This window comes from Pseudoxanthomonas sp. 68-E7, assembly GCF_057773145.1.
Genome location: NZ_JBYMTI010000002.1, coordinates 481,904 through 503,420, shown reverse-complemented (window position 1 = coordinate 503,420; position 21,517 = coordinate 481,904). Strand labels below are relative to the sequence as shown.

General features: G+C 68.5%; 23 protein-coding genes. 9 read left to right on the top strand and 14 right to left on the bottom strand.

The window, feature by feature from the left end; translation table 11 throughout:
• Positions 1-83: 83 nt before the first annotated feature.
• The gene (locus AC3DE2_RS06790; RefSeq protein ID WP_488425573.1) at positions 84-1,703 is read left to right on the top strand and encodes an FMN-binding glutamate synthase family protein; all 1,620 of its coding nucleotides are present in this window, start codon (positions 84-86) and stop codon (positions 1,701-1,703) included.
• Positions 1,704-2,137: 434 nt separating this feature from the next.
• Here AC3DE2_RS06790 and AC3DE2_RS06785 read toward each other — a convergent pair whose 3' ends face one another.
• Positions 2,138-3,412, bottom strand: coding sequence for a TIGR03862 family flavoprotein (locus AC3DE2_RS06785; RefSeq protein WP_295383298.1), 1,275 nt, complete (start codon positions 3,410-3,412; stop codon positions 2,138-2,140).
• Positions 3,413-3,530: 118 nt separating this feature from the next.
• Between AC3DE2_RS06785 and AC3DE2_RS06780 the strand changes: the two genes are divergently transcribed.
• On the top strand, positions 3,531-5,135 hold the full coding sequence (locus AC3DE2_RS06780; RefSeq protein WP_488425572.1) for a serine hydrolase: 1,605 nt from the start codon (positions 3,531-3,533) through the stop codon (positions 5,133-5,135).
• Between the two features lie 125 nt (positions 5,136-5,260).
• On the opposite strand, the gene AC3DE2_RS06775 is transcribed toward AC3DE2_RS06780, so the two are convergent.
• Both AC3DE2_RS06775 and AC3DE2_RS06770 read right to left on the bottom strand, forming a co-directional pair.
• Positions 5,261-5,692: an FKBP-type peptidyl-prolyl cis-trans isomerase gene (locus AC3DE2_RS06775; RefSeq protein ID WP_295383032.1), complete on the bottom strand. Its 432-nt coding sequence runs from the start codon at positions 5,690-5,692 to the stop codon at positions 5,261-5,263.
• 53 nt (positions 5,693-5,745) lie between these two features.
• A complete protein-coding gene (locus tag AC3DE2_RS06770) occupies positions 5,746-6,543 on the bottom strand; it encodes an SDR family NAD(P)-dependent oxidoreductase (protein ID WP_488425571.1) in 798 nt (265 codons plus the stop codon).
• Between the two features lie 35 nt (positions 6,544-6,578).
• Here AC3DE2_RS06770 and AC3DE2_RS06765 point away from each other — a divergent pair, with 35 nt between their 5' ends.
• The gene (locus tag AC3DE2_RS06765; RefSeq protein WP_488425570.1) at positions 6,579-6,944 is read left to right on the top strand and encodes a DUF6164 family protein; all 366 of its coding nucleotides are present in this window, start codon (positions 6,579-6,581) and stop codon (positions 6,942-6,944) included.
• A 24-nt stretch (positions 6,945-6,968) separates the two neighbouring features.
• Here the strand turns inward: AC3DE2_RS06765 and AC3DE2_RS06760 are convergent, their stop codons facing one another.
• From AC3DE2_RS06760 to AC3DE2_RS06750, 3 genes are read right to left on the bottom strand one after another with little or no spacing between them, the layout of a single operon-like run.
• Positions 6,969-7,520 (bottom strand): SRPBCC family protein, encoded by a 552-nt coding sequence (locus AC3DE2_RS06760; RefSeq protein ID WP_488425569.1) that lies wholly within the window; start codon positions 7,518-7,520, stop codon positions 6,969-6,971.
• 50 nt (positions 7,521-7,570) lie between these two features.
• On the bottom strand, positions 7,571-8,008 hold the full coding sequence (locus AC3DE2_RS06755) for an SRPBCC family protein (protein WP_488425568.1): 438 nt from the start codon (positions 8,006-8,008) through the stop codon (positions 7,571-7,573).
• On the bottom strand, positions 8,005-8,385 hold the full coding sequence (locus AC3DE2_RS06750; protein WP_488425567.1) for an ArsR/SmtB family transcription factor: 381 nt from the start codon (positions 8,383-8,385) through the stop codon (positions 8,005-8,007). Before AC3DE2_RS06750 ends, AC3DE2_RS06755 begins: the two co-directional genes overlap by 4 nt.
• 101 nt (positions 8,386-8,486) lie before the next feature.
• Here AC3DE2_RS06750 and AC3DE2_RS06745 point away from each other — a divergent pair, with 101 nt between their 5' ends.
• Together AC3DE2_RS06745 and AC3DE2_RS06740 are read left to right on the top strand one after the other, a co-directional pair.
• Positions 8,487-9,230 carry a sulfurtransferase gene (locus tag AC3DE2_RS06745; protein WP_488425566.1) on the top strand — a complete coding sequence of 248 codons (744 nt, stop codon included), beginning with the start codon at positions 8,487-8,489 and terminating at the stop codon, positions 9,228-9,230.
• 5 nt (positions 9,231-9,235) lie between these two features.
• On the top strand, positions 9,236-10,795 hold the full coding sequence (locus AC3DE2_RS06740; protein ID WP_488425769.1) for a protein adenylyltransferase SelO: 1,560 nt from the start codon (positions 9,236-9,238) through the stop codon (positions 10,793-10,795).
• Between the two features lie 9 nt (positions 10,796-10,804).
• Here AC3DE2_RS06740 and AC3DE2_RS06735 read toward each other — a convergent pair whose 3' ends face one another.
• Both AC3DE2_RS06735 and AC3DE2_RS06730 read right to left on the bottom strand, forming a co-directional pair.
• On the bottom strand, positions 10,805-11,728 hold the full coding sequence (locus tag AC3DE2_RS06735; protein WP_488425565.1) for a LysR family transcriptional regulator: 924 nt from the start codon (positions 11,726-11,728) through the stop codon (positions 10,805-10,807).
• Positions 11,729-11,862: 134 nt separating this feature from the next.
• Complete coding sequence (locus tag AC3DE2_RS06730) at positions 11,863-12,636, bottom strand: SDR family oxidoreductase (protein WP_295383331.1); 774 nt, start codon at positions 12,634-12,636, stop codon at positions 11,863-11,865.
• Between the two features lie 261 nt (positions 12,637-12,897).
• Between AC3DE2_RS06730 and AC3DE2_RS06725 the strand changes: the two genes are divergently transcribed.
• On the top strand, positions 12,898-13,569 hold the full coding sequence (locus AC3DE2_RS06725) for a glutathione S-transferase (RefSeq protein WP_488425564.1): 672 nt from the start codon (positions 12,898-12,900) through the stop codon (positions 13,567-13,569).
• Positions 13,570-13,681: 112 nt separating this feature from the next.
• Entirely contained in the window at positions 13,682-14,665 is a 984-nt protein-coding gene (locus tag AC3DE2_RS06720; protein ID WP_488425563.1) for an LLM class flavin-dependent oxidoreductase, read from the top strand.
• Positions 14,666-14,850: 185 nt separating this feature from the next.
• On the opposite strand, the gene AC3DE2_RS06715 is transcribed toward AC3DE2_RS06720, so the two are convergent.
• Together AC3DE2_RS06715 and AC3DE2_RS06710 are read right to left on the bottom strand one after the other, a co-directional pair.
• Positions 14,851-16,032, bottom strand: a complete 1,182-nt coding sequence (locus AC3DE2_RS06715) for a BaiN/RdsA family NAD(P)/FAD-dependent oxidoreductase (RefSeq protein ID WP_488425562.1) — start codon at positions 16,030-16,032, stop codon at positions 14,851-14,853.
• A gap of 1 nt (position 16,033) precedes the next feature.
• Positions 16,034-16,591, bottom strand: a complete 558-nt coding sequence (locus AC3DE2_RS06710) for a YaeQ family protein (RefSeq protein WP_295383324.1) — start codon at positions 16,589-16,591, stop codon at positions 16,034-16,036.
• A gap of 315 nt (positions 16,592-16,906) precedes the next feature.
• Here AC3DE2_RS06710 and AC3DE2_RS06705 point away from each other — a divergent pair, with 315 nt between their 5' ends.
• On the top strand, positions 16,907-17,116 hold the full coding sequence (locus tag AC3DE2_RS06705) for a cold-shock protein (protein ID WP_079722614.1): 210 nt from the start codon (positions 16,907-16,909) through the stop codon (positions 17,114-17,116).
• Between the two features lie 87 nt (positions 17,117-17,203).
• Here the strand turns inward: AC3DE2_RS06705 and dbpA are convergent, their stop codons facing one another.
• The 4 genes from dbpA to AC3DE2_RS06685 all read right to left on the bottom strand — a co-directional run bounded on the left by dbpA (position 17,204) and on the right by AC3DE2_RS06685 (position 20,725).
• A complete protein-coding gene (dbpA, locus tag AC3DE2_RS06700; RefSeq protein WP_488425561.1) occupies positions 17,204-18,583 on the bottom strand; it encodes an ATP-dependent RNA helicase DbpA in 1,380 nt (459 codons plus the stop codon).
• An 80-nt stretch (positions 18,584-18,663) separates the two neighbouring features.
• Positions 18,664-19,110 (bottom strand): barstar family protein, encoded by a 447-nt coding sequence (locus AC3DE2_RS06695; protein ID WP_488425560.1) that lies wholly within the window; start codon positions 19,108-19,110, stop codon positions 18,664-18,666.
• Positions 19,107-19,502 (bottom strand): guanyl-specific ribonuclease, encoded by a 396-nt coding sequence (locus AC3DE2_RS06690; RefSeq protein WP_488425768.1) that lies wholly within the window; start codon positions 19,500-19,502, stop codon positions 19,107-19,109. The genes AC3DE2_RS06695 and AC3DE2_RS06690 overlap by 4 nt, the downstream gene beginning before the upstream one ends.
• A 212-nt stretch (positions 19,503-19,714) precedes the next feature.
• Positions 19,715-20,725, bottom strand: a complete 1,011-nt coding sequence (locus tag AC3DE2_RS06685; RefSeq protein WP_488425558.1) for a YbaY family lipoprotein — start codon at positions 20,723-20,725, stop codon at positions 19,715-19,717.
• Between the two features lie 125 nt (positions 20,726-20,850).
• On the opposite strand from AC3DE2_RS06685, the gene AC3DE2_RS06680 reads away from it, so the two are divergent.
• On the top strand, positions 20,851-21,450 hold the full coding sequence (locus AC3DE2_RS06680) for a YdeI/OmpD-associated family protein (RefSeq protein ID WP_488425557.1): 600 nt from the start codon (positions 20,851-20,853) through the stop codon (positions 21,448-21,450).
• Positions 21,451-21,517: the final 67 nt, after the last annotated feature.

Here is a 21,517-nt window from a genome sequence, read left to right as displayed (position 1 = left end):
CCGCAAGGTCCGGCGCTCCTGGCGCGGGTGGTAGAGGATTTGGCGGGCAGGGAGCGCGGCGGCCCGGCCCGATGAGGAGCGTGATGAATCGTTATCTGGCCTACGGGCTGAGCATCCTGCTGGCGTTGCTGTCGCTGGCGCTGTCCTTCCATTGGCCCGCCTGGGGCTGGCTCGCCGGCCTGTTCGGCGCATTGGCGCTGCTGGGGACCTGGGATCTGTTGCAGACCCGCAGCACCCTGCGCCGCAACTATCCGGTGCTGGCGCACTTCCGCTACGGGCTGGAATCGTTCGGCACGGAGATACGCCAGTACTTCATCGAGAGCGATATCGCCGAGGTGCCGTTCTCGCGCCAGCAGCGCTCGCTGGTGTACCAGCGCGCCAAGGGCGTGATGGACGTGGTGCCGTTCGGCACCCAGCAGGACGTGTATGGCGTGGATTACGAATGGATCAACCATTCGCTGGCGCCCACCCAGGTGGATTCGCACGATTTCCGCATCACCATCGGCGCCAACACCGCGCATCCGTATTCGGCCAGCGTGTTCAACATCTCGGCGATGAGCTTCGGTGCGCTGTCATCCAACGCGATCCGTGCGCTCAACGAGGGCGCACGGCGCGGCGGCTTCTACCACGACACCGGCGAGGGCTCGATTTCCCCGTACCACCTGGAACACGGCGGCGATCTGGTGTGGGAAATCGGCTCCGGCTATTTCGGCTGCCGGGACGAGCAGGGCCGGTTCAGCGAGGAACGCTTCGTGCAGAACGCGCGCCTGCCGTCGGTGAAGATGATCGAGATCAAGCTGTCGCAGGGCGCCAAGCCCGGTCATGGCGGGGTGTTGCCGGCGGCCAAGGTCAGCCCGGAGATCGCGGCGACCCGCGGCGTGCCCATCGGACACGACTGCGTGTCGCCGGCGCGCCATTCGGCGTTCTCCACGCCGGTCGAACTGTTGCAGTTCGTCGCTCGCCTGCGCGAGCTGTCGGGCGGCAAGCCGACCGGCTTCAAGCTGGCCATCGGCCATCCCTGGGAGTGGTTCGGCATCGCCAAGGCGATGCAGGAAACCGGCCTGCTGCCGGATTTCATCGTGGTGGACGGCGCCGAGGGCGGCACCGGCGCGGCGCCGGCCGAGTTCATCGACCATGTCGGCGTGCCCATGCACGAGGCCCTGCTGCTGGTGCACAACACCTTGGTCGGACTGAAGCTGCGCGAACGCATCCGGGTAGGCGCCGCCGGCAAGATCATCAGTGCCTTCGACATCGCCCGGACCATGGCGATGGGCGCGGACTGGTGCAATTCCGCGCGCGGCTTCATGTTCTCGCTGGGGTGCATCCAGTCGCAGAGCTGCCACAACGATCGCTGCCCGACCGGCGTGGCGACCCAGGACCCGAGCCGCTGGAAGCACCTGGATGTCGGCGACAAATCCGTGCGGGTGCAGCATTTCCACGACAACACGCTCAAGGCCCTGCGCGACATGCTGTGCGCGGCGGGGCTGGAACATCCGCAGCAGCTCGGGCCGGAGCACATCCTGCGCCGGGTCTCGCCGATCGAGGTGCGTTCGCTGGCCATGCTGTACCGCTTCCTGGAACCGGGCGAACTGCTGGACAGGATTCCGGCGCACGCGGTGTTCCAGCAATTCTGGATCGAGGCGCGCAGCGATGCGTTCAGTCCACCGGCGCGCGTGCGTGCGCTGCAGGACAGCAAATGTTGATGGCACGGACGTTGATGCGGGAGCGGCATGAGGTCATGCCGACGCGTTCGCACGAACTGTGAACGGAAGCTGCGTTTGTCATCGCAGTGAAGTCAAACGCTAACCGAATTTCAACGTCCCGCTTTGTATCTTACGCGCACGCCCCGCTATCGCTGCGCGCAGGTTCTCTCCAGCCTGCCGCAGCCATCGCGGGCGACCAGGCAAGGGCGACGATGCGTTTCATGCGGACAGGAAGTCCCGGGGTGGAAACGAAATGCGGAACCTGAAGGCGTGTGGTGTGGAAGACCCGCCATCCATGTCCTGCCCGAGGGGCAGGCATGGATGGCGGTGATCTGATCGGCATGGCGACGAAGGCGGCGCGCCCATCACGATCGAAAGCCGCCAGCCGATTGTTCTTTCGCTCCGCCGCCAGCCGTTGAACGGGACACGCCGTTTCAATCCGATGCGATCCCGCGTTCCTTCAACCAGGCCAACACGCCCTCGGCGGCACGCCCGCCGCTCGCGAAACAGGCCGTGAGCAGGTAGCCGCCGGTGGGGGCTTCCCAGTCCAGCATTTCGCCGGCGGCGAACACACCGGGCAGGGCATTGATCATCAGCCCCGCATCCAGCGCTTCCAGGCGGATGCCGCCGGCGCTGCTGATGGCCTCGTCGATGGGGCGGGCACGAAGCAGTTTCAACGGAAGCCGCTTGAGCGTGCTCGCCAGGGCGGCCGGATCCTGCATCGCCTCCCGCGTCATCACTTCGTACAGCAGCGCGGCACGCACGCCGGACACGCCGGCTTCGCGGCGCAGGTGATCGCTGAGGCTGCGGGCGCCGCGCGGCTTGCCGAGGTCGCGGCGCAGCCGCGCCTCGTCGCGACCCGGCACCAGGTCCAGGCACAACGTCGTTTCGCCGTCCCGCGCGATCGCGTCGCGCAATGCGGCCGACAGCGCGTAAATCAGGCTGCCCTCGATGCCGGTGGCGGTGACCACGCATTCCCCCTGCAGCGATTGCCACTGGCCATCGGCGCCCTGCCAGTGCGCCACCACGGGCTTGAGCGGACTGCCGGCGAAACGGCTGGACAGGTGTTCGCTCCAGTCGATGTCGAATCCGCAGTTGGCGGGCTGCAATGGCGCGACATCGACACCGCGCCCGGTGAGCAGCGGCACCCAGCCGCCGTCCGAGCCCAGCTCCGGCCAACTGCCGCCGCCGAGCGCGAGGACCACGGCGTCGGCGTTGACGGAGACTTCCCCCGCCGGGCCACCGAAACGCAGGCGCTTGTCGTCGTTCCAGCCAAGCCAGCGGTGCTGCATGTGGAAACGCACTCCCTGGTCGCGCAGCCGGCGCACCCAGCCCCGCAGCAGCGGCGCGGCCTTCAGGTCGCGGGGGAAGACCCGCCCCGAACTGCCGACGAAGGTGTCCACGCCCAGTCCCAGCGCCCAGCCGCGCAGGGCGTCGGCGTCGAATCCGCGGAGCCAGTCGGCCACCTCCGCGTGGCGGGCGCCGTAGCGGAAGACGAACAGGGGGAAGGGATCGGAGTGGGTCAGGTTCAGCCCACCCTTGCCGGCGATCAGGAACTTGCGGCCGACCGAGCCCTTGGCGTCGTAAAGATCCACTTCCAGGCCGGCCGCGCGCAGGCGCTCGGCGGCGAACAGCCCGGCCGGCCCTCCGCCGACGATGGCGACGCGTGCGGGAGAACGGGTGGGCGGGGAGGGCGGGGCGGCGGACATCGCGCCATTATGCCAAGCGGGCTTCCCCGGCCGGTCCATGGTGACCATCGGCAGGGGGACGCGGGCGCTGGGCTGCCGTATCGTTGGCGGTCGTCTTTGCTTTCCAAGGGGCTCAATGATGCGGATTCCGCTGATCGCCGGGCAGGCCGGCGCGCTGGTGCTGTCGATCGGACTGTGGACGGGCGCGCACGCGCAGGACGCGGCCACGCCGGCGCAGCTGCAGGATTTCGACGCCTATGTCGAATCGGTGCGCAAGCAGTTCGACGTGCCCGGTATCGCCGTGGCCATCATCCAGGACGGCAAGGTGGTGTTGGAGCGCGGTTATGGCGTGCGCGAACTGGGCAAGCCGGAGAAGGTGGACGAGCACACCCTGTTCGCCATCGCCTCCAACACCAAGGCCTTCACCGCCGCCTCGCTGGAGATGCTGGCCGACGAGGGCAAGCTGGACATGGACGACCGGGTGATCGACCACCTGCCGTGGTTCCGCATGTCCGACGCCTACGTAACCCGCGAGATGCGCATCCGCGATCTGCTGGCCCATCGCAGCGGCCTGGGCCTGGGCGCGGGCGATCTGCTGTATTGGCCGACCACGAGCTACACCAACCGCGAAGTGGCCGAGCGCCTGAAGGACGTGCCGCTGACCGGCGGTTTCCGCGCCCAGTACGCCTACGACAACATCCTGTTCGGCGTCGCCCAGCTGGTGATCGAGCAGGTCAGCGGGATGAGCTACGAGCAGTTCCTGCGCAGCCGCATCTTCCAGCCGCTGGGCATGGACCAGACCCGCTTCAACAGCGACGCGCTCAAGCCCGGCGACAACGTCGCCAGCGGCCACGCCAAGGCCGACTTCAAGGATCTGCAGCCCGCGCCCCGGATGACCTGGTCGAACGTGGCCGGCGCCGGCGGCATCTATTCCAGCGTGCATGACATGACCCGCTGGATGGGCATGCAGTTGGCCGGCGGCACCTACACCGACAAGGACGGGCGACAGCAGCAACTGTTCACCCCGAAGCGGCAGCGCGACATGTGGTCGATGATCACGCCGATTCCGGTGTCCGAGCCGAAGATCGAGACGCTCAAGTTGGCCAAACCCAACTACCTGGGCTACGGCGAGGGCTGGATGCTGTCGGACTACCGCGGCCAGAAACTGGTCTGGCACACCGGCGGCTGGCCGGGCATGGTTTCGCGGGTGACCCTGGTGCCGGAACGCAAGCTGGGCGTGGTGGTGCTGACCAGCCAGGAAGTCGGCGCGGCGTTCAATGCGGTCACCCTGCGCGCGCTCGATGCGATGCTGGATGCGCCGAAGACCGACTGGCTGGCGGCCTACGCCGAGGCGGTGGCCAAGTCGCAGGACAACGCCGACGAAAGCTGGCAGAAGCACCTGGCCGCGCGTGACGCCAAGTCCAAGCCTTCGCTGCCGCTGGCGAAGTACGCCGGCACCCTGCGCGATCCCTGGTATGGCGATGTCGTGATCAGCCAGGAAGGCGGCAAGCTGGTGCTGCGCTTCAGCAAGACCGCCGAACTGGTGGGCGACCTGAGCCACTGGCAGCACGACACCTTCGTGGTGCGCTGGCGCGAGCGCTGGCTCAACGCCGACGCCTTCCTCAACTTCGCGCTGACGCCCGACGGTGAAATCCGCGAAGCGCGGATGGAGGCGATTTCACCGTTGACCGACTTCAGCTTCGATTTCCATGACCTGCGGCTGGCGCCGGTGAAGAAGAAATAAGCTCCATCCCCTGTAGGAGCGACGTCAGTCGCGACCCGGCAACGAAGCGCCCGTTGGGCGTGGGTCCAGGGGAAGATTCCGGTCGCGACTGACGTCGCTCCTACGGGAGAGGGTGGAGCCGAGCCCTAGTGCGGCTTCACGTCCAGCAGTTCCACTTCGAACACCAGCGAGGCGTTGGGCGGAATCACGCCGCCCGCGCCATCGCGGCCGTAGGCCAGATCGGCAGGAATCAGCAGCACGCGCTTGCCGCCGACCTTCATCCCGGCCACGCCGTCGTCCCAGCCGCGGATGACACGCCCGGCGCCGAGCAGGAAGGTGAACGGCTCGGCGCGATCCACCGAACTGTCGAACTTCTCGCCGCGCTGGTTGGGCACGCGCTTGTCGTAAAGCCAGCCGGTGTAGTGCACGGTGACATCCGAACCCTTCGCGGCGATGGCGCCGGTACCGACGCGCTCGTCGATGCGTTGCAGTTCGGCCACGCTGCCACCGGGGGGCGGACCGGGATCGGCACAGCCGGAAAGCAGGAGCAGGGCGAACGGCAGCAGGAAACGGCGCATGGAGGCATCCGGTGGAATGGGTGCGCCGAGGTTACCTGATCGCCTCACGCGGGTCAGTCCACCAGTGAGCCGCAGCTGAGGTTGGCGATGGCGCCGGTCATCGCGCCGGCGCGGTCCGAGGCCGCGAACACCGCGAACCCGGCCACCTGCGCCAGCGTGGGCAGGCGCTTGAGCAGGGTCGCGCCGGCCGCGCGTTCGGCCAGCATGGCATCGATGGAGACGCCCGTGTCGCCGGCCGCGGCGGCGAACACCTTGCCCGAATGCGATGTCGCGACGGCCTCGGGAATCGCATCCGGACGCAGGCAGATCACCCGGATGCCGTGCTCGCCGAGTTCCCCGGCCAGCAACCGCGAGAACGCCTCGACCGCGGCACTGGCCACGCCGTTGCCGAGGAAGCCCGCGCCGCTCAGGCGCGCGCCCGGGGTGGACAGGGTCAGCAGTACGCCGCGCTTGCGTCGCGCCATGTGGCGCGCGGCGGCCTGCGCGGTGTTGAAGTTGGCGCGGGCATAGGCATCGACGGGGTGGCGGTAGTCGTCCAGCGCGAGATCGAGGAACCCGGTACCCTGCACATGGAACACGCCGATCGCATTGAGGCTGACGTCGATGCCGCCGGCCCGTGCGGCCACGCCGTCGGCATGGCGCCGGGTGGCCGCCGTGTCCAGCACGTCCAGGACGTCGAACGAAGCTCGTCCGCCCGCCGCGACGATGTCGTCCGCGACCTGTCGCAGCGGCGCGGCGGTGCGGCCGGTGAGGAATACCCGCGCGCCTTCCTGCGCGAACGCGCGTGCGCACGCGCCGCCGATGGCGCCGCTGCCGCCATGCACGATCGCCATCTTGTCTTGCAGTAGCATGTCCGCCTCTCTCCTGGGAATCCGGGCCTGGCCCGATGTCGAAACGACTGTTCAACCTGCGCGCCGTGCCGGACGACGAAGCCGGCGAGATCCGCGAACTGCTGGATCGCGAGGGCCTGGCCTGGTACGAGACCCCGCCGAGCCCGTGGGGCATTTCGCATGGCGCGTTGTGGCTGTCCGATGCGGGCCAGTATCCGCGGGCCAAGGCCCTGCTCGATGACTACCAGCGTCAACGCCGCGATCGCGCGCGCGACGCGCATGCGCAGGCGGTGCAGGCCGGGACCGCACAGACGTTCGCGCGATTGCTGCGCGAACGCCCGGTGTTCGTGCTGGTCACGCTCGGCGCGATCCTCTTCATCCTGGCGCTGACGCTGGCCTTGCCCTGGTTGCTGCTGGGCTGAAGCTGCGCGCATCCGCGCGTCGCGCTATGCGTTTTCCGGGTGCGGCAGGCGCCGGTCGTACTCGGCTTCCAGCCCGTCGTGCACGCGCCAGAAGTTGCGCGGCTCGCGGCCTTCCAGGCGATCGAGCAGGATGCCCAGGTGCGCATGCCAGCCACCGGCGACGCTGACCATCTCCTCGCGATCCCGCAATTTGGCGTGGGTGACGGTGAGCAGTACGCGGTCTTCCTGCGGGGCCAGTTCGAACAGCACCTCCGAGGTGCTGCCGTCGCTTTCGCCCCAGGTGTAGCCGAGCCGCCGCGGCGGTTCGCAGACGGTGACGTGCCCGTCCATGCCCACGCCATCCTCCATGTCCTGGTACTTGGCGGGCGCCCGGCCGGGTTCGCTGGAGAGGCTGGCGTGGTGGAAGAACAGGTGCACGCGGCCACCGACGCGCAGTTCCATGTCGCCGCGCGCCATCCATTCGCCGCGCTTGTCCGATTCGGTCAGGTAGGCCCAGACCCGTTCAATCGGGCCCGGCAGCGAACGCTGGATGCGCAGGGCATCGTGGGCGATGGGTTGGCCGTAGTCGTCGTTCATCAAGGCATCTCCTCGTGGGGGCGAATGTCGTTTCGTCGCCGGTGGTGGAATCAGAACAGCCGGCGCAGCGCGTCGAGCATGGTGGTCCAGCCCTGTTGCGTGCGCGCGGCGTAGTCGGCCCATCGCGCGGGCAGGGTGTGGGTGAGGGTCAGCATGCAACCCTCCGGCGTGGCGGCCAGATCGATGGCGACCGTGCTGCCGTCATCATCGGATTCGCCACGAATGGCCCAGGTGAAGACCAGCCGGCGCGGGCGATCGATTTCCAGGTAGGTGCCGATGTGATCGATGCGTTGGCCCTGGCGTTCCACCAGAAAGGAAAAGCGGCCGCCGACCCGCGGTTCGGTCTGCAGGTGCAGCACGGTTTCCGCGCGCGCGCCGGGACCGAACATCCAGCGGCCCAGCCAGGCCGGATCCAGCCAGGCATCGAAAACCGCTTCGGGCGAGGCGGCGAAGGCGCGGCTGACCCGCACGTCGATGGTGGCATTCATGGGGTTTTCTTCCTGCGCGAGGCCAGGGGAGCCGGGGAGGCGGGAGGCGGGGTTTCCTCGCCCAGCGCGTCGGCCAGCGCGTCGAGGCGTTCGGTCCAGAACCGCTCATAGAAGCGCAGCCAGTCCCGCCCGGCGGCGAGCGCCTCCGGTTGCAGGCGGCACAGATGGGTGCGGCCCTGCACGGTGCGGGTCACCAGACCGGCGCGTTCCAGCACCTTGATGTGCTTGGAGGCGGCCGCCAGCGAGATCTGGAACGGGGCGGCAAGCTCGCCCACGCTGCGGGCCTGGCCGCCAAGGCTGCGCAGCATGCGCCGGCGGGTGTGGTCCGACAGGGCGTGGAACAGGCTGTCGAGCTGGGTGGGAGAATATTCAACCATAAGGTTGATGATTCTCCGTTGCGGGTCGATTGTCAACCGTTTGGTTGAATTAATTCGGGCGCCGCGCCGGAGCGCCGCCGGGGGCCGGGTAAAATGCGTGGATGATCGTCAACATCGCCGCCTACCACTTCGCCGTCATCGACGCCCCGGAAGCCTTCGCCGACACGCTGCGCGCGCGTGGCGAAGCGCTGGACCTGCGGGGCACGATGCTGGTGGCCGGGGAGGGCATCAACCTGTTCCTCGCCGGCAGCGAGGCCGCCATCGAGTCCTTCCTGTCGCCGCTGCGCGCGGATCCGCGTTTCGCCGATCTGCGGGTCAAGTACAGCCGTAGCGCGCAGCGGCCGTTCGCCCGGCTCAAGGTGAAGGTGAAGCCGGAGATCATCAGCTTCCGCCGCGACGATGCCTCGCCGCTGGCCGGGCGCGCACCGGCGGTGTCGCCCGCCACCCTGCGGCGCTGGCTGCAACAGGGCGGCATCGACGACGACGGTCGGCGGGTGGTCCTGCTGGACACGCGCAATGCCCAGGAAATCGCCCACGGCACCTTCGCCGGCGCGCTGACCCTGCCGATCACCCGCTTCACCGAATTGCCGGAAGCGCTGGCGCCGCATCGCGCCGACCTGCGCGACGCCACCGTGGTCAGTTTCTGCACCGGCGGCATCCGTTGCGAGAAGGCCGCGCTGTGGATGCGCGCCGACGGCATGGACAACGTGCTGCAACTGGACGGCGGCATCCTCGGTTATTTCGAGGACGTTGGCGGGCACGGCTACGACGGCGGCTGCTTCGTGTTCGACGCGCGGGTGGCGCTGGATCCGGCACTAAAACCGATGGCCGACGGAATGGCGTGACCGCCATGCAGGCGCTGAATTTCGACAATGCCTTCGTGCGGGAACTGCCCGGGGATCCGGAGCAGGGACCGCGGCGGCGCGAAGTGCGGGGCGCGCTGTGGTCATCGGTGGCGCCAACGCCGGTGGCCGCGCCGCGCCTGCTGGCCTGGTCGCGCGAGATGGCGAGGACGCTGGGTTTCAGCGATTCGGATCTGGCCGATCCCGCATTCGCCCAGGTGTTCGGCGGCAATGCCGCCTTGCTGGGCATGCAGCCGTTCGCCGCCAACTATGGCGGCCACCAGTTCGGCGCGTGGGCGGGCCAGTTGGGCGATGGCCGCGCCATCACCCTGGGCGAGGCCCTGGACACGCAGGGACGGCGCTGGGAACTGCAACTGAAGGGGGCGGGACCGACACCGTATTCGCGCACCGCCGACGGCCGCGCGGTGCTGCGTTCGTCGATCCGCGAATTCCTGTGCAGCGAGGCGATGCATCACCTCGGCGTGCCGACCACGCGCGCACTGAGCCTGGTGGCGACGGGCGAGGCGGTGGTACGCGACATGTTCTACGACGGCCATCCGAAAGCCGAACCCGGTGCGATCGTCTGCCGGGTGGCGCCCTCGTTCCTGCGCTTCGGCAACTTCGAACTGCCGGCTTCGCGCGACGACGTGCCCTTGTTGCGGCAGCTGGCGGATTTCTGCATCCGCCGCGATTTCCCGGAACTGGCGGGCGAGAGGGAAACGCGCTACGGCGACTGGTTCGCCGCCATCTGCGAGCGCACCGCGCGATTGATGGGCGAGTGGATGCGGGTGGGCTTCGTGCACGGCGTGATGAACACCGACAACATGTCGGTGCTGGGCCTGACCATCGACTACGGTCCCTACGGCTGGATCGACAACTACGACCCGGACTGGACCCCCAACACCACCGACGCGGCGGGGGGCCGCTATCGTTTCGGCTGGCAGCCCAGGATCGCGTATTGGAACCTGACCCGGCTGGCGCATGCGCTGTCGCCGCTGTTCGGAACGGTCGAACCCTTGCAGGACGGCCTGCAACGCTACGCCGATGCCTACGCCGCCACCGACCGTGACAACACCGTGCGCAAGCTCGGCCTGGATGCGCATCGCGAGGATGACACCGAGCGGATGCGTCGCCTGCATGAGCTGCTGTGGAACGGCGAAGTGGACATGACCCTGTTCTTCCGTGCGCTGATGGACGCGGATCTGGCGTCACCCGGGCTGGCGCACTTCGAGGCCGCCTTCTATGACGCTGGCAGGCGCGATGCCATCGGCGACGCGCTGTTGGACTGGTTGCGCGGCCTCGGCGCGCGCGTGGCCGCCGACGGCATGGCGCCCGCCGAGCGCAGGGAGCGCATGCGCCTGGCCAATCCGCGCTATGTGTTGCGCAACTATCTGGCCCAGCAGGTGATCGACCGCGCCGAAGCCGGCGACGAGAGCGGCATCGCCGAACTGCTGGAGGTGATGCGCAAACCCTATGACGATCAGCCCGGCAACGAGCGTTTCGCCCTGCGGCGGCCGGATTGGGCGCGCGAGCGCGCCGGCTGCTCGATGCTGTCGTGCAGTTCCTGAGCGGCGCCGTCAGCCGCTGCGTTCGCCGGGGAGCAGGTGCGGCGCCATCAGTTCGCTGAACCAGTCCGAGAACGCCAGCACCCGCGCGGTGCGCTGGCGGCGATGGGGATAGACCAGCGACAGCGGCATCGGCGCAGGCCGACGGTCCGGCATCACTTCGACCAGGCGGCCTTCGTCCAGCAGATGCTGGACGTCGAAGCGGGGCACCTGGATCAGGCCCAGCCCGGCCAGGCAGGCGGCAATGTAGTTTTCCGCGTTGTTGACGGTAATCATGGCCGGCGCGCCCAGGCTGAGCGGAACCCCGTGCGGGGTGACGTAGTCCCATTCGGCCGCGCGCGGCGCGCTGGTGATGGAATAGCCGATGATCCGGTGCAGCGGGGCGAGGTGCTCCGGATGCTCCGGATGACCGTGCGCCTGGAGGTAGGCGGGGCTCGCGCAGTTGATCAGTTCCAGCTTGCCCAGCGAGCGCACCACCAGGCTGCTGTTCTCCAGTTCGCCGACCCGGATGGCGCAGTCGATGCCTTCTTGCACCAGATCGACGAAACGATCGCTCGATCCGAGGAACACCTCCAGTTGCGGATGCCGGGCCAGGAAGTGGGACAGCTGCGGCACCAGCAGGCGACGGACGATCCGGCTGGGCGCATCGATGGACAGGCGGCCCGACACGCGCGAGCGGCGATCGCGGAACTGTGCTTCCAGTTCCTCCACATCGGTGACGATCGGCCGGATGTGTTCGAGCAACTGGATGCCGTCGGCGGTGAGCTGGGTCTGCCGTGTGGTGCGATGGAACAGCCGTGTGCCGAGGCTGGATTCCAGTTGCTGGATGGCCGCCGAAACCGTTGCCCGCGGCAGGCCCAGCGCCTTGGCCGCGCCGATGAAGCTGCCGAGCTCGGCGACCTGCATGAAGATCTGGTAGCGATCGATTCTGTCCATGGTCCGGTGCGGTCAAGCGATGCCGCCAGTATGGCGGCGCGGCGGTGGCGTCGTCCAAGCCGCAAAGAACGCAGGTGTACAGGCACTGTCGGCGGCGGAATGCCGCCGACGGCCCGGGTCATGCGGACGCCGGCTTACTTGGTGGTGTAGCCGCCGTTGATCAGCAGCGTCTGCCCGGTCACCCACCAGCCATCGCTGACCAGGTGGCGGATGAAGGGCACCACGTCCTCGATGTGGGTCAGGCCGGTCGGAGTGAAGCCCGACAGCGCGGCGGCGGTTTTGTGGTAGGCCACCGCGTCCGCGCCCTCGGCCGGATAGAAGAACGGCGTGTCCATCGGGCCCGGTCCGACCGCGGTGACCGAGATGCCGCGCGCGCCGAACTCCTTGGCCGCCGCGCGGGTGAAGTGTTCCACCGGTGCCTTGGTGCCGGCGTAGGAGGAATAGAACGGCGTGAACGCGCCGAGCAGAGAGGTCACCAGGGTGCAGATCTTGCCGTTGTCGTTGACGTGCCTGCCGGCTTCCTTGAGGAAGAAGAACGCGGCCTTGCTGTTGACCGCGGTCATCTCGTCGTATTCGGCTTCGCTGATGTCCACCATCGGCTTCTTCAGCACCTTGCCGACGGTATTGATGGCGATGTCCGGACGGCCCACCGCGGCGATGGTGTCGGCGAACAGTTTTTCGACCGCCGCCGCGGTGGTCAGATCGCCTTGCAGGGCGACGGCCCTGGCGCCGGCGGCCTGGATCGCGGCCACGGTCCTGTCGGCGTCGGCCTGGCTGGCGGCGCTGTTGTAGTGGATGGCCACGGCGGCGGCGCCATGCCGGGCCAGATCGGTGGCCAGCAGGCCGCCCAGGTTCTTGGCGCCGCCGGCAATCAGCACGGTCTTGCCCTGGATGGAGTGATCGCTCATCGGAATGTCCTGCGGGTTGGGGAAGCCGCAGTCTAGGAGCGCCCTCCGCGCGAATCAGCCGCCCGCCGTTGGATGCACTGTCCAGGAATCGCGAACAGTCCCTCCCGTGGCGCAGAAGCGACGTCAGTCGCGACCGTGATCCCGCCCCATGCGGAAGATTCCTTGGCCGGCAGGATGCGCGGTCGCGGCTGACGTCGCTCCTACGGGTATCGAAGCCGCCACGGCGCGCACTAAGATGTGCCATCCCCCGGAGGCCACCGCGTGATCACCGTCCACCATCTCAACAACTCCCGATCCCAGCGGGTGCTGTGGCTGCTGGAAGAACTGGGCCTGGACTACACCGTGGTCCGTTACCAGCGCGATCCCGCCACCCTGCTGGCGCCGCCGTCGCTGCGCGCCGTGCATCCACTGGGCAAATCGCCGGTGCTGGTGGACGGCGGCAACACCCTGGCCGAATCCGGCGCGGTGCTGGAATACCTGGTCGAGCGCTACGATGCCGCGCGCGCGTTCGCGCCGTCGCCGGGTACGCCCGAACACCTGCGCTACCGCTACTGGCTGCATTACGCGGAAGGCTCGGCGATGCCGCCGATGCTGTTGAGCCTGGTGTTCTCGCGGATCAAGCAGGCGCCGATGCCGTTCTTCGCGCGCCCGATCGCCCGTTCCATCGCCGACAAGGCCCTGCAGGGCTTCGTCGCCCCGCAGGTCCGGCTGCACCTGGACTACATGGAAGCAGAACTGGGCAAGGCGCGCTGGTTCACCGGCGAGAACTTCAGCGCCGCCGACATCCAGATGAGTTTCCCGGTGGAAGCCGCCGCCGCGCGTGCGGGCCTGGGCACGTATCCGAAGCTGGCCGATTTTCTGGCCCGCATCCACGCGCGGCCGGCCTACCAGCGGGCGCTGGAGCAGGGTGGTCCGTTCGATCTGCTCGCTTGACCGGCTCGCCAACACGGGAGATGGGGTAACCGGGATTCAGTATCCCGAATGCCGGGCTGGAAACGGTCCGCGGCCATCCCCACGACGGAGGCATCGTTCGCCAGGAGTTGCCATGATTGCCTATTCGCTGCTCGATCTCGCCCCCGTCTGCGAAGGCAGTGACATCACCCGGGCCTTCGCCAACATGCGCGATCTGGCGCAGCACGCCGAAGCCTGGGGCTATCAGCGCTACTGGTTGGCCGAACACCACAACATGCCGGGCATCGCCAGCGCCGCCACCGCGGTGCTGATCGGCAACGTCGCCGGCGCCACCTCACGCATCCGGGTGGGGGCGGGCGGGGTGATGCTGCCCAATCATTCGCCGCTGCAGGTGGCCGAGCAGTTCGGCACCCTGGCGTCGCTGTATCCGGGCCGCATCGATCTCGGCCTGGGACGCGCCCCCGGCACCGACCAACCGACCGCGCGCGCGTTGCGCCGCTACTTCGACAATGCCGAGCAGTTCCCGCAGGATGTCAACGAACTGCTGCACTACTTCGAGCCCGCGCAACCCGGGCAGGCGGTGCGCGCGGTGCCCGGCGCCGGTGTCGACGTGCCGGTGTGGCTGCTCGGGTCCAGCCTGTTCAGCGCGCAGCTGGCGGCGGCGCTGGGGCTGCCGTTCGCGTTCGCCTCGCATTTCGCGCCCGATGCGATGGATCAGGCGTTGATGATCTACCACCGCAACTTCCAGCCTTCCGCGCGCCTGGCCAATCCCCACGCCATGCTGGCGCTGAACGTGGTCGCGGCGGAGACCGACGAGGAAGCGCGCTACCTGTTCACCACCCAGCAGCAGGCGTTCGTCAACCTGCGGCGCGGCAAGCCGGGCCTGGTGCCGCCGCCGATCGACGACATCGAGGCGTTCTGGCAGCCGCACGAGAAGCTCGGCGTGGCGCAGGCGCTGGCCTGTTCGGTGATTGGCAGCCCTGACACCGTGCGCGCCGGCATCCGCGCCTTCATCGAACGCCATCGTCCGGACGAAGTGATGCTGACCGCCAACATCTTCGACCACGACAAGCGCCTGCGCTCGTTCGAACTCGCCGCCCAGGCCATGCAACCGTAGCGCGGAGGTTCGCTCCGCTGCCCGCAAGGGCAAAAGATTGTTCGGCCATCCTGTAGCAGAGCAACTTCGGCTCTACAAGCGCAAGGGTCGTCCTGTCATCCCGTCAGCCGAGCAGGTTGGGCGCTACGCCTCCCCCTTCGAAGATGGGGGACCGAGGGGGATTTGCTTTGGCTTGCCGGAACGCCCTAAACCGCCATCCCCGCCGCATGGCCCGACGCCCAGGCCCATTGGAAGTTATAGCCGCCCAGCCAGCCGGTGACGTCGACCACTTCGCCAATGAAGAACAAGCCGGGAACGCGGCGCGACATCATCGTGCTGGAGGACAGGCCATCGGTGTCCACCCCGCCCAGGGTGACCTCGGCGGTGCGATAGCCCTCGGTGCCACTGGCCACCAGCGGCCAGGCTTCCAGCAGGCCGGCGATTTCGCGCAACTGCGGTTCATTGAACTGGCGCATCGGCCGGTTCGGCAGCCAGACCTCGCACAGGCGCTGGGCGAACCGGCGCGGCAGCGCGTCGGACAGCACCGTCTTGAATTCGGCGGCGGGCCGCTGCGCCTGTTGTTGCTTCAGCCAGTCCAGCGCGTCCTGGCCCGGCAGCAGGTCCAGGCGCAGGTCGTCACCCGGTTGCCAGTACGAGGAGATCTGCAGGATGGCCGGACCGCTCACGCCGCGATGGGTGATCAGCATGAAATTGCGGAAAGCCTGCCTGCCGCAGCGCGCCTCGACCGGCACCGCCACACCGCTGAGATCATGCAGGCGTTCCTGGTGTTTGCCGCTGAGGGTCAGCGGCACCAGCCCTGCGCGGGTGGGCAGTACCGCATGGCCGAACTGGCGCGCCAGCTCGTAGCCGAAGCCGGTGGCGCCCATGCTCGGAATCGACAGGCCGCCGGTGGCGACCACCAGCGACGGTGCGGCGAAGCCACCCTGCGAGGTCGCGACCCGGAAACCGCCATCCACCGCCTGCACCCGTTCGACGGCGCACTGGGTCTCGATGCGCACGTGGGCGGCCTGGCATTCGTCCAGCAGCATCTTCACGATCAGCTTGGACGAGACATCGCAGAACAGTTGGCCCAGTTCCTTCTCGTGATAGGCGATGCGATGGCGCTCGACGAGTTCGATGAAGTCCGCGGGCGTGTAGCGGGCCAGCGCGGACTTGCAGAAATGCGGATTGGCCGAGAGGTAATTGGCCGGGCCCGTGCCAGTGTTGGTGAAGTTGCAGCGTCCGCCACCGGACATCAGGATCTTCTTGCCGACCTTGTTGGCGTGCTCGACCACCAGCACCCGCAGGCCGCGCTGGCCGGCGGTCAGCGCGCACATCAGGCCGGCCGCGCCGGCACCGATGACGATCACATCATGGGTGGGCGCCATGTCAGGCCGCGGCGGTTTCCGCGCGCTGGCGGTACACCGGCGTGACCGTGACGGTGCGGGCGTCGTCGATCAGCTGGATCTCGCCGTCCTGGATCATCACGCTCAGGCGCATGCCGCGGGCGAACAGGGCGGTCAGCGCATCCAGGTCGGCCGCCGACAGATCCAGCACGCTCAGGTTGCGCAGCCGGGCCAGGCCGCCCGCGTTCTTTTCCCACCACAGGTCCGCGGCGCGGCCGCCGTAGTTGAACACGATCACCTCGCGGGCCCGGCCGCAGGCGCGGCGGATGCGCGATTCGTCCGGCTGGCCCAGGTCGATCCACTGCTCGACGTCGCCGGTGTAGTCGCGGCGCCACAGGTCCGGGTCTTCCTCGGTGCTCAGGCCACGGCCGAATTCCAGCCGTTCCTCGGCGAACAGGGCGAACGCCAGCAGCCGCACCATCAGCCGGGCGTCCGTCTCGGAGGGGTGCTGGGCCAGGGTCAGGCCGTGGGAGGCGTAGTAGTGCCGATCCATGTCGCTGATCTGGAGGTCGGCTTTGACGACGGTGGCCTTGAGCGCCATGGGAGGGGTCGGGAGGGGCGGAAAGGGGCGCCATGATACGGGTCTGGCGGCCGGATCCGGCCCCGAAAGCCGTTGAAACCCCCGAAACTGAAGAAAAAGGGCCTCCAGGCGTCGGAAACCTGTCGCTTTTGGTCCGCAGGACCGGTAGAGTGCGCGAACTGTGCTTGCCAGGGTCACCGTGAATCGTGAGCCTGATGCGGTAGATACATCTGCTACATCTTCCCGCTTTACCAACGCCTGCAAACTCAGTCTCGGTCCGGAACGTTCCGGCGCCGCGATTTTTCAACCCAAACCATGTTTCAGGAGTTAGTAAAGATGTCTGAGCGTCAGACCGGAACCGTCAAGTGGTTCAACGATGCCAAGGGCTTCGGCTTCATCACCCCGCAGAGCGGCCCCGACCTGTTCGTGCACTTCCGCGCGATCCAGGGCACCGGCTTCAAGTCGCTGAAGGAAGGCCAGGCGGTCACCTTCGTCGCCGTGCAGGGCCAGAAGGGCATGCAGGCCGACCAGGTGCAGCCGCTGTAATCCAGCGCGCCGACCTTCGCGTCGCAAAGAAAAAAACGCCGGGGCTTGCCCCGGCGTTTTTCTTTTCCGGCCCGCTGGCGCCGGGGTTCAGATCCGGCGCACCCGGAAGCTGCGGCCCTTGATCCGGCCGGCATTGAGCCGGGCCAGCGCCTGCGCGGCCTTGCCGCGTTCCACCGCCACGTAGGAACGGGTGGCGTAGATCGCGATCCTGCCGATGGATGCGCCCGGCAGGCCGGCATCGCCGGTCAGCGCCCCCAGGATGTCGCCGGGACGCAGCTTGTCGGTCTTGCCCGCGTCGATCCGCAGGGTGCTCATCGCGGCGGGGGGCGCGCTGCCCGCGCGTGGCGCGGGCGGCAGGCCGCGGTCCCAGCGCAGCGGCTGGCCCAGCCGCTCCTCGATGGCCGCCGTGCGCGGGCGCTCGCGCGGGGTGACCAGACTGATGGCCAGCCCTTCGCGGCCGGCGCGGCCGGTCCGGCCGATGCGATGGACATAGGTGTCCACGTCGCTGGGCAGGTCGTAATTGAACACCGCGGCCAGATCGTCGATGTCCAGGCCGCGGGCAGCCACGTCGCTGGCGACCAGCACGTTGCAGCTGCGATTGGCGAAACGCACCAGGACTTCCTCGCGGTCGCGCTGTTCCATCTCGCCATGCAGGGCCAGCGCGGAAAAACCGAAGTGCTGCAGCGAGGTCGCCACCTCGTCGGTGTCCTTGCGGGTATTGCAGAACACCACCGCCGACTCCGGCCGCTGCGCCGCCAGCAAGCTGGCCAGGACAATCTGCTTGCGCGCGGGCTCGACCTCGACGAAGCGCTGCTCGATGCCGGTGCGCGCATCCTCCGGCGCGGCCACGGTGACTTCCAGCGGCTCGCGCAGGCTGGTGCGGGCCATCGCCCGGATCGGATCCGGGAAGGTCGCCGAGAACAGCAGGGACTGCCGTTCCGGCGGGGTCCGGCCGATGATTTCGCGGATGGGCTCCTCGAAGCCCATGTCCAGCATGCGATCGGCCTCGTCCAGCACCAGCGTGCGGATGCCGCCCAGATGCAGGATCTTCTTGCGCATCAGCTCCTGCACCCGGCCGGGCGTGCCGACCACCACGTGCGGGTCGTGCGCCTCCAGCGAGGCGATCTGCGGTCCCAGCGGCATGCCGCCGCACAGCAGGGTGACTTTCAGGTTCGGAATGCCGATGGCCAGCTTGCGGATCTGCTGGGCGACCTGGTCGGCCAGTTCGCGGGTCGGGCACAGCACCAGCGCCTGCGCGCGGATCAGCGCCGGGTCCAGTCGCTGCAGCAGGCCCAGGCCGAAGGCCGCGGTCTTGCCGCTGCCGGTCGGGGCCTGCGCGATCACGTCGCGGCCGGCGAGGATGGCGGGCAGGCTTTCGGCCTGGATCGGGGTCAGGTGGGTGTAGCCGAGGGCCTCGACGCCGGGGCGCAGGCCGTCGAGCAGGGGCAGGGTGCTGAATTCGCTCATGCGCCATGATCGCACGGCGCACGGGAAATCATCGCCGGGACGGCCCGATCCGGGCTGATCGGGCCCAATCGGGACGCCGATCAGGGCGCCTGCGCGTCCAGTTCCTCGAAATCTTCCTCGTCCAGCGCCAGGAACGCCCAGAACGGCACCTCCTGGCCGGCCCAGAACCGGGCCGCCTCGTCGAGCACATCCAGCAGGGTGTCGAACACCGCCTCGTCGCGCCGCCGCAGCTCCGCGCCCTGGTCCAGCAGCAACACATAGCCCGGGGCCGGCAGCCAGGACAGGTCCCGCAGGTTGTCGGACAGGGCGTCCCAGTTGCGGCCGGTGCTGTCGGGGAAATCCAGTTGGGTTGCCAGCCGCAGCATCAGCGAGGCCTTGTTCTCGCAGCCGGACAGATCCACCCGCCGCACGCCCAGTGCGGCGTCGCGGCCGGCGGCGGCCAGTGAATCCAGATCCTCGCTGGTGACGAAGAACACGCCGGCCTGGCGCGCATCGCCCAGGCCCAGGTCAAAACCGGAGTCTGTCATCGGCTCACCTGCGTGGCGGGAACGTCGAAGCGGCGGAAGGTTTCATAGTGATCGTCCGTGTAGTAGTACTCCACCGGTGGCTGGCCGCCGGTGACGATGCGTCGCGCGCCGCGGTGATCCAGTCCAGGAGTGTCCACGGTGTACTCGTGATAGTAGCCGCGCTGGCGCGCCGGCAGGCGGCCTTCGCGGTTGCCGAACACGCTGCCGTCCTGGCGATTCGGGAACGGTCCGCCCCGTGCGATCAGCGCCAGGGTGCGATGCGCCTCGGGGGGCAGGAACGCGGGCAGGCCGTCCGGCGCCGCGGGCGCGGAAGCCGACGGAGCCGTGGGCGTCGCGGCCTGGGGCGGGGGCGGGGGCGCCGCCGCGACAGGCGTGGCCGCTTCCGCGCCCACGCGGGTGGATTCGATCGGCGGCAGCGGCAGTTCGGAACGACCCGCGGGCGCGCCGGCGTCGGTGGCGACCGCGGCCGGTGCTTCGCCCACGGCGTCGTGGCGGGCACGCTGCTGTTGCCAGAACCAGCCCGCGATCACGACGAGCAGGACGGCGACGATGATGAGGGGCTTGCGGAAGCCCGAACGCTGGCGGGAACGGCGCGCCATGAGGATCACTCCACCAGGAAGCGGCCGCAGCCGCGATAGGTCTTGTCACCGACGGTCAGTTCGGCGGTGGCAGGGAAGTCCTGCCCGCTCATGTCGTCCTGGCAGGCCTTGCGGGTTGCGACCAGGGCCACCGTGACGCCATCGCCGGTGCGACCACGGAAACCGTCCGCGGTGGCTTCGGCGCCGGCGACATCGAGCTTGCGCTCGCCGTAGTCCAGTTCCGCATGCAGCGACGGCGCTTTGCCCGCGCCCACTTCGACCAGCCAGCCGGGTTCGTTGCCGACCGCGCGGAAGGCGATGCCGCGCTCGCGTGCCGCGTCCCACGGCGATGCCTCATCGGTCTGGCTGCACTCCAGCTTTTCCTTGCCGGCCAGGGTCAGCATGCCCTCGCGGCCCTTGGTCCAGAACTCGTTGCCGGCGGTGTCGGCATAGCGCGCACCGGAAGCGGCGACCGCATGCGGCAGCACCAGCGGCTTGTCACCCAGATCCAGGGTGACGTTGTCGGCCGGTCCGTTGTCGAAGCTCGCGCCGATGCGTTGATCGCCACACTGCCACTGCGTCTTCACCACGGCGGCATCGGCGGAAGCGTCGGCCACGCGGATCATCGCCAGTTTCGCGGCCTGGCCATCGCCCGGCACCACGTTCGTGCGCGTATCGGTGACGAACCACAGCTTGCCGGTGCCGTCACGCAGGCTGGCGTGCAGGCCGTAGCTGCCATCGGGGCGGATTTTCGCGGCGTCGTAGGGCAGGTCGAACGCGAACGGCGGCCCCTTGGCGTCCTTGACCTCGGTGCTGGCGATGATCGCGGTCGGCGTATCGGCCAACCGGTTGTCGATCAACTGCACGGTCAGCACCGCGCCCGGCGGCGCTGCGATGCGCTCGCGGTAGGCGGCCTCGCCGTGGATCGTGGTGGCCGCGTCGGCCGCCGGCGCGGCCGGGGCATCGGCCGCCGGTTTCGGCTGGCAGGCGGCGAGGGCAAGCAGCAGGGCGGCGGGGAGCGCGAGACGAAGGGCCATGTCCTGTTTCTTCCTTTTGACGAAACAACCAGCATAGTCGCGCGAAGCTTCACCCACCGTGACGGCGTTCCGGCGTCGTGGCCGGCGCGTTAGAGTGGCCACTCGCCACCGCCAGGAGTCGTTCGATGGGCCAGCACGATCCCCGCATCGATGCCTACATCGCCAAATCGGCCGAGTTCGCGCGCCCTATCCTGGAAAAGCTACGCGCGATCGTCCATGAGGCCTGTCCGCAGGTGGAGGAAACCCTGAAGTGGGGCATGCCGACCTTCCTGTACGCCGGCGGCATCCTGTGCGGCATGGCGGCATTCAAGCAGCACGCCTCGTTCGGATTCTGGAAACACGCGCTGGTGGTGGGCGAAGGCGTGCCGCGCGACGGCATGGGCAGTTTCGGCAAGATGACCCGGCTGTCCGACATCCCGCCGAAGAAGCAACTGCTGCCGCTGATCCGCAAGGCGATGAAGTTGAACGAGGACGGCGTGAAATCCGCCGGTCCGCGCAAACGGGCCGCGCCGCGTCCGGCGCCCGAGTTGCCGGCGGATTTCATGGCCGCGTTGAAGAAACAGCGCAAGGCGCTGGCGACGTTCGAGGCATTCAGTCCCAGTCATCGGCGCGAATACGTCGAATGGGTAACCGGGGCCAAGCGCGAGGAGACCCGCCAGCGTCGCATCGCCCAGTCGGTGGAATGGCTGGCCGAGGGCAAGCCGCGCAACTGGAAGTACATGTAAGGTCGCCGGCCAGCCGATAGCGCGGGCCGAACGCGGCCATTGGCGCTTCCGAATGGCCGGCGGACGG

What these genes read in the sequence shown, in the direction of transcription:
- AC3DE2_RS06770 (WP_488425571.1), bottom strand. Translation starts at nt 6,543, where the DNA reads ATGCTACTGCAAGACAAGATGGCGATCGTGCATGGCGGCAGCGGCGCC.
- AC3DE2_RS06710 (WP_295383324.1), bottom strand. Translation starts at nt 16,591, where the DNA reads ATGGCGCTCAAGGCCACCGTCGTCAAAGCCGACCTCCAGATCAGCGAC.
- AC3DE2_RS06685 (WP_488425558.1), bottom strand. Translation starts at nt 20,725, where the DNA reads ATGGCCCTTCGTCTCGCGCTCCCCGCCGCCCTGCTGCTTGCCCTCGCC.
- AC3DE2_RS06750 (WP_488425567.1), bottom strand. Translation starts at nt 8,385, where the DNA reads ATGGTTGAATATTCTCCCACCCAGCTCGACAGCCTGTTCCACGCCCTG.
- AC3DE2_RS06755 (WP_488425568.1), bottom strand. Translation starts at nt 8,008, where the DNA reads ATGAATGCCACCATCGACGTGCGGGTCAGCCGCGCCTTCGCCGCCTCG.
- AC3DE2_RS06720 (WP_488425563.1), top strand. Translation starts at nt 13,682, where the DNA reads ATGATTGCCTATTCGCTGCTCGATCTCGCCCCCGTCTGCGAAGGCAGT.
- dbpA (WP_488425561.1), bottom strand. Translation starts at nt 18,583, where the DNA reads ATGAGCGAATTCAGCACCCTGCCCCTGCTCGACGGCCTGCGCCCCGGC.
- AC3DE2_RS06790 (WP_488425573.1), top strand. Translation starts at nt 84, where the DNA reads ATGAATCGTTATCTGGCCTACGGGCTGAGCATCCTGCTGGCGTTGCTG.
- AC3DE2_RS06775 (WP_295383032.1), bottom strand. Translation starts at nt 5,692, where the DNA reads ATGCGCCGTTTCCTGCTGCCGTTCGCCCTGCTCCTGCTTTCCGGCTGT.
- AC3DE2_RS06780 (WP_488425572.1), top strand. Translation starts at nt 3,531, where the DNA reads ATGCGGATTCCGCTGATCGCCGGGCAGGCCGGCGCGCTGGTGCTGTCG.
- AC3DE2_RS06695 (WP_488425560.1), bottom strand. Translation starts at nt 19,110, where the DNA reads ATGACAGACTCCGGTTTTGACCTGGGCCTGGGCGATGCGCGCCAGGCC.
- AC3DE2_RS06765 (WP_488425570.1), top strand. Translation starts at nt 6,579, where the DNA reads ATGTCGAAACGACTGTTCAACCTGCGCGCCGTGCCGGACGACGAAGCC.
- AC3DE2_RS06680 (WP_488425557.1), top strand. Translation starts at nt 20,851, where the DNA reads ATGGGCCAGCACGATCCCCGCATCGATGCCTACATCGCCAAATCGGCC.
- AC3DE2_RS06740 (WP_488425769.1), top strand. Translation starts at nt 9,236, where the DNA reads ATGCAGGCGCTGAATTTCGACAATGCCTTCGTGCGGGAACTGCCCGGG.
- AC3DE2_RS06760 (WP_488425569.1), bottom strand. Translation starts at nt 7,520, where the DNA reads ATGAACGACGACTACGGCCAACCCATCGCCCACGATGCCCTGCGCATC.
- AC3DE2_RS06745 (WP_488425566.1), top strand. Translation starts at nt 8,487, where the DNA reads ATGATCGTCAACATCGCCGCCTACCACTTCGCCGTCATCGACGCCCCG.
- AC3DE2_RS06735 (WP_488425565.1), bottom strand. Translation starts at nt 11,728, where the DNA reads ATGGACAGAATCGATCGCTACCAGATCTTCATGCAGGTCGCCGAGCTC.
- AC3DE2_RS06785 (WP_295383298.1), bottom strand. Translation starts at nt 3,412, where the DNA reads ATGTCCGCCGCCCCGCCCTCCCCGCCCACCCGTTCTCCCGCACGCGTC.
- AC3DE2_RS06715 (WP_488425562.1), bottom strand. Translation starts at nt 16,032, where the DNA reads ATGGCGCCCACCCATGATGTGATCGTCATCGGTGCCGGCGCGGCCGGC.
- AC3DE2_RS06705 (WP_079722614.1), top strand. Translation starts at nt 16,907, where the DNA reads ATGTCTGAGCGTCAGACCGGAACCGTCAAGTGGTTCAACGATGCCAAG.
- AC3DE2_RS06730 (WP_295383331.1), bottom strand. Translation starts at nt 12,636, where the DNA reads ATGAGCGATCACTCCATCCAGGGCAAGACCGTGCTGATTGCCGGCGGC.